Genomic DNA, 301 nt, shown 5'->3' on the forward strand with positions numbered 1-301 from the left:
CTGGCGACGCTGGCGCACTTCGATTTCGATATCGTTGAGGTAAACCCCGGAGCCAATCACAAACCCCCATTCGGGGTAGTCCCGGACAAACGATACCTTGTCGAGCTCGTCATCACCGGCAATACGGGACCATTTATAATAGTAATAGCCTTCGCCGTCTTGCATGGCTTGCCTGACAACCCGGGTCAGAATGTTTTGAGGGGGATCATCTTCCTGCTGCTCGCCATCGTATTGAAAGCGTTCATCCGGGTGGGATAAAACCTGGATATCATGATCCACCACCCAGATATAATCCTGATTG

The 301-nt window shown here is 51.5% G+C and carries 1 protein-coding gene; it reads right to left on the minus strand.

Annotated features, from left to right (window positions below):
* Positions 1–288: cache domain-containing protein (locus tag Q4563_RS18690; protein ID WP_303605579.1), on the minus strand; the 288-nt coding region annotated here is incomplete at its 3' end.
* Between the last annotated feature and the right edge of the window lie 13 nt (positions 289–301).

It is taken from the genome of Gilvimarinus sp. 1_MG-2023, assembly GCF_030548285.1.